Genomic DNA, 6,096 nt, shown 5'->3' on the forward strand with positions numbered 1-6,096 from the left:
GAATTATTTTTGTATCACTATCTTGAGAATAAATGTCTAATTTATTTCAGATAAAGTTTTAAATTGTTCCTCACTAATACGGCCTGCTGCATATAAAGTTTCTGTAATTTCAGAAATTGTTAAAACTGCGTGTGCTTGATAACCATTTTCTCGCAATCTGTCTTTTACACCTTGCTCATGGTCCATAAATACTACAATATCATTGACATTTAATCCTGCATATTTTAACTTTTCTGCTCCTTCCATTACGCTTTTACCACTGATCAAAATATCATCAACAACGACAACAACTTCTCCAGGATTAAAATTACCTTCTATTACCTTGCGGGTTCCGTGTGCTTTTACTTCTTTGCGGGGAAAAATCATCGGGGAATTTAGATGTAATGATAATCCAGTAGCAGTGGGTAAAGAACCATAAGGAATACCGGCTATTCTATCATAAGTTAGGTCTTTAAGAATCCCTGCATAAGCAATTACTATCTGATGAAATATTTGGGGATTGGAAATGATTTTGCGGAGGTCTATATAATAGGGAAAGGTAGCACCAGAAGCTTGGACAAATTCACCAAACATGATACAACCAATGTCATAAAGTTGTAAAATTAAATCTAAAAGCGGGTGTTTATTTAACAAACAAACATCAGGAAACCAGACGGAACAAGCGGAGTTTTCTTGGGAAATTTCAGTTCTGAGATGATTAATTTCCGCCCTTAAAGATTGCAGTTGTGTACATAGATTTTCACTCCCTAACATATCTTGAGAAACGGGAAGAAGTAACCCATCACCATTATAATTTAATCCCGCTGATAGCAAATTTTTAAGATTACCACCTTCAGACCAAATACTGCGGGCTAAAATTACTCTTTCTGGTGCTTCTTTGCGAATTTTTGCTAAAATATCTGGTTGAATAGTTCCTACTTCTAAACCCAGTTGTTCAGGTGTTCCCCAATTTTTTGCTTCTTTGACTACTTGTAAATAAAAAGGGGATTCCGCTGTAGGGTATTGCTGCAAAATCACTGCACCTGGATTAGAAGTTGTACACAAAATAAAAACGGCTTTATCGGGATAAACTAAAAAGGGTGCTACGTGATCTTGTCCTGCATAAGGACTCAATGTAATCGCATCAATTTGCCATTCTTCAAAAACAGTTTTAGCGAAAATTGTACTAGTATTAAGATCGCTATGTTTGGCATCTAATATAATCGGAATATGGGCAGGAATAGCGTTTAAAGTTTTTTCTAATAATTCCCATCCCGGAATACCTAAAGCTGCGTAAAATCCCAGAGTTGGTTTATAGGCACATACTAAATCACTGGTTTGGGAAATAGTAAATTCTAACCAATCCCACAGACTATCAATCATACTTTTGGGATCTGATTTCTGGGAATATCGTTCAGGGAGCATTTCTGGATTAGGATCTAGTCCTACAAATAGTAAACTCTGATTTTGAGCGATCGCCCCATTCAATTTATCGTAAAATTTCATAAGTTCTCCTAGCAATATTTTAACTTTAAGGCATTTACTAAAATACTAACCCGTTTTCTCTACCATCATATCATTAATGGTAACACAATTATCCGTATATGCGTTAATCTGAGGTTAATATTATCATTCCCTCCCATTTTGCTAAAATCTTATCACTAATTCCTGGTACTTTATCAACATCTTGTAAAGAAGTAAATTTTTGCTGTTGACGCGCTATAATTATCCTTTGGGCTAACTTCTTACCCACACCAGGCAGAGTTTCTAGTTCTGCTTGACTTGCTGTATTGAGATTAATTTTAGTGTTAATCGAATTTACGAAAGATGATGGTTGTTTAATTTGGGGACATTTTTTAACTTCCGTATCAATTTTAGATTTAATATTTGCTGGTAAACCGGGTTTTATTTTACCATAAAGTCGGTTAAATTCCCGTTGAAAATGATTCGCAACTGTAGGATTTTCAATCACTATTAATGTTTCATCATTACCATGATTAGCAGCTTCTGACCAATTATGTGAACCTGTAATAACAGTTTTGTTATCAATAACTGCAAATTTATCATGTAATAAATCTCCTTTAGGTAAAATTGGCACTCCCACAGTAGAAATGGGATTTTTCCAAGGACGGTTATCAACTTCATATTTACAGTTATCACTTAAAGCAAATCCCATCATATCTAACGCTTCACTGTAGGGACGATAGGCAAATTGTGGTGCAATTAAAGCCCGAATTTGCACATTTTGATGATGACGTTCTTCTAGAATATTGGCAAGTTGTTGATCTGAAAATACAAATAATGCTAAATCAACAGTTTTTGTACTTTTAGATAAAGTTTTAGCAATTAATCCATTACTGCTAATACTCCCAGGTTGAGTGGGAGAAGTTGGAGAAAAATGAACTGTAACTTTACTGTTACCTAATGTGATTGTTTTTGGTGCGCGAACAGGTTTCTTAACACCAAATTTACTATCTGGTTTTTCTCCTATTCCGTCACCCCACATAATATTAAATTCTTCCGTGAGTAAACTTGCTAATTCAGAACTATCAATTTTTAGTAAATTATTGGCATTTCCTAAACTACTAGAATTACTAAGATCTCCAGAAGTATCACTCAAAGTAAAATTGGCAGAAGTAATAATCACAAACCGATGATCAACAATGACAAACTTATGGTGCATTAAACTGCTACCCTTTGAACCATCAGCAGTATCATCAATCCAAGGAATATTGGCATTTTGAACAATAGCTAAACCATCCCGTTGACTAATTTCCTCCGGTGTGATTTGATGATCTTGATTAATATCCACAAATTTCCGAAATTCTTGATATCGTTCCTGTTCTTTTTTTCCTAACCTAGTTATTTCCGCAGCAGTAAAACTACTCCAAGTCCGAGAATAATTACTTTCTAAAATCAACCTTATTTTTACGCCATCCTTTTGTTTTTGTGCTAATATTTGAGCAACTTTTGGTAAACGTAACTCTTGGACAGCTATATCCACAGTAGATTTAGCTTGGGAAATAGTGTCAACAATCTGCTTTTCTAAATCATCCCCCAAGCGGGTTTGCTGACGATAAGTCTCTTGATATTCCGAAGATTGGGAATTATTGAAGTAAACTTGAATTAAAGAATCTTGAGGTAAAGGTGCTAAACGCTGATTTGATGATTGCACTTGTTGACAACCACCTAAAGTGAATAGCAATAAAAAGATATAAGAAAAATAGCGGATTTGTGGGAAAATAAACACAGTAATCTGATCAAAGTAAATTACAGCGATTTTAATGTATTTATATCACACCCTGCATTAACTTCTTTCTTCCTTTGCGTCTTTGCCCCTTTGCGTCTCTGCGCGAAACTCTTATTTATTAATTTTTATGCAAATATATCTAGATTACAGTGCAACTACCCCAACTCGTCCAGAAGCGATCGCAATTATCCAAAAAATCTTAACACAACAGTGGGGTAATCCTTCCAGTTTACATGAATGGGGCAACCGTGCCGCCTTGGTTGTGGAAACAGCCAGAATCCAAGTTGCAGGATTAATTAACGCAGTTCCCGAATCTATTATTTTCACGTCTGGGGGAACAGAAGCGGATAATTTAGCGATTATGGGAGTGGCACGATGTTACACTACTCCCCAACATATGATCATTTCCAGTGTAGAACATTCCGCCATTTCAGAACCGGCGAAAATGTTAGAAAATTGGGGTTGGGAAATTACCCGTTTAGGTGTAAATCATCAAGGAAGAGTCAACCCCGAAGACTTAAAAGCAGCTTTACGAGATAACACCGTGTTGGTATCTGTGATTTATGGACAAAGTGAAATAGGAACAGTTCAACCAATTGCTGAATTGGGGAAAATCACAAAAACACACGGCGCTTTATTTCACACAGATGCAGTGCAAGTTGCTGGACGTTTATCGCTAGATGTGCAGACTTTACCCGTAGATTTATTGAGTCTATCCAGTCATAAAATCTATGGCGGTTTGGGTGCAGGGGCGTTATATGTGCGGACTGGAGTGGAATTAATGCCGCTACTGGGTGGGGGTGGACAGGAGAACGGACTGCGTTCAGGGACGCAAGCAACGCCCGCTATTGCTGGATTTGGAGTAGCTGCGGAGTTAGCAGCCCAGGAATTGGAGACGGAAACAGGGAGATTAATCCTATTGCGCGATCGCCTCTTTGCCATTCTAGCAGATGTTCCCGGTTTAATGCCCACAGGTGACAAAATTCATCGTTTACCCCATCATCTCAGTTTTTATTTAAAACCAGCAGACGGGGAAAAAATTAGCGGCAAAACTTTGGTAAGACAGTTAAATTTAGCCGGAATTGGTATTAGTGCAGGTGCGGCTTGCAATAGTGGAAAATTAAGCCCTAGTCCCATTTTATTAGCAATGGGATATTCTCAAACAGCGGCTTTATGTGGAATTAGATTAACTTTAGGGAAACAGACAACGGCAGCCGATATTGATTGGACTGGGATAGTTTTGAAACAGATTTTGCAGAGATTAATCCCAGATTGATTTTTGGGATTCGTATTGATAATATAACGAATAGGTGATAGTAAGCAATTACCAATTACCAATTACCAATCACCAATTACCAATCACCAATTACCAATTACCAATTAAACACCTAATAATTTGTAGATAATGTTATTGACAAGAGTAAGCGCAAAAGCACCTAAAATTGCGCTCCAAATGCCATAACGTAACCGGAAACCATCTACTAACCAAGCAGCAATACTAAAACAAGCAACAGCAATCATGAAAGTGAAGATACCAGATAATAAGTCAAAGGTGGCTAAATTTGGTATCACAAACAAAACTTTGAGAACTGGCTTAACTAGTGCTGTAATAATACCTAAAACTGCGGCGGAAAAAATTGCCTTTTCTGGAGTATCAATTTCCACTCCTAAAGGTAATTTACTAATAATCCACAAGCTAACAGCCGTGACTAACCAAACAATTAACAGCGTCGTAATATCCATTACCAGAACCCCACAAAACGTGAATGTTGATATGACGATAAATACCTGGTTGACTTGGTTTCTTGATCTAAAAATCTTTGTAGCTTAACCAATTATTTATAAATTAGCAGCATTTTTGATGAGAACTTAAATTTATTCTAGATATCTTTAGGTTTACTATAAACCACCAGATCCCCGACTTCTCTAAGAAGTCGGGGATCTGACTTTTGCACGGAATTCTTTGTCTTTTATTTACCACCGTAGAAAAAAGCAATTTCCTTTTCTTTTAAAGGTGCAAAACCAGCAGCAACTAGCTTTTGATCAAGTTCAGTTTGGGGAATATGTTTAGCACCAATCCGAACAATGCGAGAACGCATGGTATTGGATACACCGCTGCGTTGTCTGCTTGATTCTAAACCCATAACTTGTTCATATAGGTCTAATTTAACTATGGGAATAGGAGAACCATCAAAATCAATTCCCCTTGATATCGCTCTATCAATAGCATCAGCACCTGTGGTATTTTCAGTAGTCATGGTAACGTATTTTCAAAGATGTTGAAATATTTTACCAGGGAATAGGGAACAGGGACGGTTCAGCTAGAATAAATTTTTCCGCTAGTTCTGATATATAATTAACTTATCGCTTGATTAATTTACATTAATTTGCTATGGATTCTTTAAACCTACGCACAAAAGTTATTACAGAATTGACACTCCCCGGTCTAAAGACACGGGGATTCTACATTCATCGTCAGAATTTGCTCTAGCAGGTTTTCACCCTTACGGGTTCCTCAGTCGCTCATGGGGGAAACCCCCAAGACCGCGCTGAGTCACCAACTAGAGTAGAGATTCTAACTCCTGTAGCGTTAATTTGGGGATGCCCTCCCCTATTTTTTGCCAGATTAAGAATGTTAATTGCAGCATTTGTATCTCTGTGCAATTCGCAGCCACAAACACAATTATGGGTACGAGTTGATAGAGATTTTTTCAATTACGCCACAGCTAGAACACTTTTGAGAAGTGTAATGAGGTGCTACGACTATAGCAATCTTGTCAAATTTAACCGCAAAATATTCAATCCACTGCCTGAACAAATACCAACTAGCGTCACTAATTGATTTTGCTAAACAATGATTTTTTACC

5 protein-coding genes and 1 pseudogene are annotated in these 6,096 nt (G+C 37.1%); 1 reads left to right on the top strand and 5 read right to left on the bottom strand.

From position 1 onward, the window contains the following. Positions 1–36: 36 nt before the first annotated feature. Positions 37–1,485 (bottom strand): bifunctional orotidine-5'-phosphate decarboxylase/orotate phosphoribosyltransferase, encoded by a 1,449-nt coding sequence (locus tag FJR08_RS17260; protein ID WP_168633991.1) that lies wholly within the window; start codon positions 1,483–1,485, stop codon positions 37–39. A 103-nt stretch (positions 1,486–1,588) separates the two neighbouring features. Further along, entirely contained in the window at positions 1,589–3,229 is a 1,641-nt protein-coding gene (locus FJR08_RS17265) for a DUF655 domain-containing protein (RefSeq protein WP_168633992.1), read from the bottom strand. A gap of 127 nt (positions 3,230–3,356) precedes the next feature. Here FJR08_RS17265 and FJR08_RS17270 point away from each other — a divergent pair, with 127 nt between their 5' ends. Next, entirely contained in the window at positions 3,357–4,505 is a 1,149-nt protein-coding gene (locus tag FJR08_RS17270; RefSeq protein ID WP_015079312.1) for a cysteine desulfurase family protein, read from the top strand. 104 nt (positions 4,506–4,609) lie between these two features. Here FJR08_RS17270 and FJR08_RS17275 read toward each other — a convergent pair whose 3' ends face one another. The 3 genes and pseudogenes from FJR08_RS17275 to FJR08_RS17285 form a co-directional block, all read right to left on the bottom strand. Then, entirely contained in the window at positions 4,610–4,972 is a 363-nt protein-coding gene (locus FJR08_RS17275) for a phage holin family protein (RefSeq protein ID WP_015079313.1), read from the bottom strand. Positions 4,973–5,199: 227 nt separating this feature from the next. Then, complete coding sequence (locus FJR08_RS17280) at positions 5,200–5,487, bottom strand: DUF4090 family protein (protein ID WP_015079314.1); 288 nt, start codon at positions 5,485–5,487, stop codon at positions 5,200–5,202. 265 nt (positions 5,488–5,752) lie between these two features. Continuing rightward, positions 5,753–6,096 (bottom strand): annotated as a pseudogene (locus FJR08_RS17285) (RNA-guided endonuclease InsQ/TnpB family protein); the annotation flags it as partial.

It is taken from the genome of Dolichospermum sp. UHCC 0260, assembly GCF_009711985.1.
GTDB classification, from domain to species: Bacteria; Cyanobacteriota; Cyanobacteriia; order Cyanobacteriales; family Nostocaceae; genus Dolichospermum; species Dolichospermum lemmermannii.

Coding starts and splice junctions, on each gene's coding strand:
- FJR08_RS17260 (WP_168633991.1), bottom strand. CDS start 1,485: ATGAAATTTTACGATAAATTGAATGGGGCGATCGCTCAAAATCAGAGT.
- FJR08_RS17270 (WP_015079312.1), top strand. CDS start 3,357: ATGCAAATATATCTAGATTACAGTGCAACTACCCCAACTCGTCCAGAA.
- FJR08_RS17275 (WP_015079313.1), bottom strand. CDS start 4,972: ATGGATATTACGACGCTGTTAATTGTTTGGTTAGTCACGGCTGTTAGC.
- FJR08_RS17280 (WP_015079314.1), bottom strand. CDS start 5,487: ATGACTACTGAAAATACCACAGGTGCTGATGCTATTGATAGAGCGATA.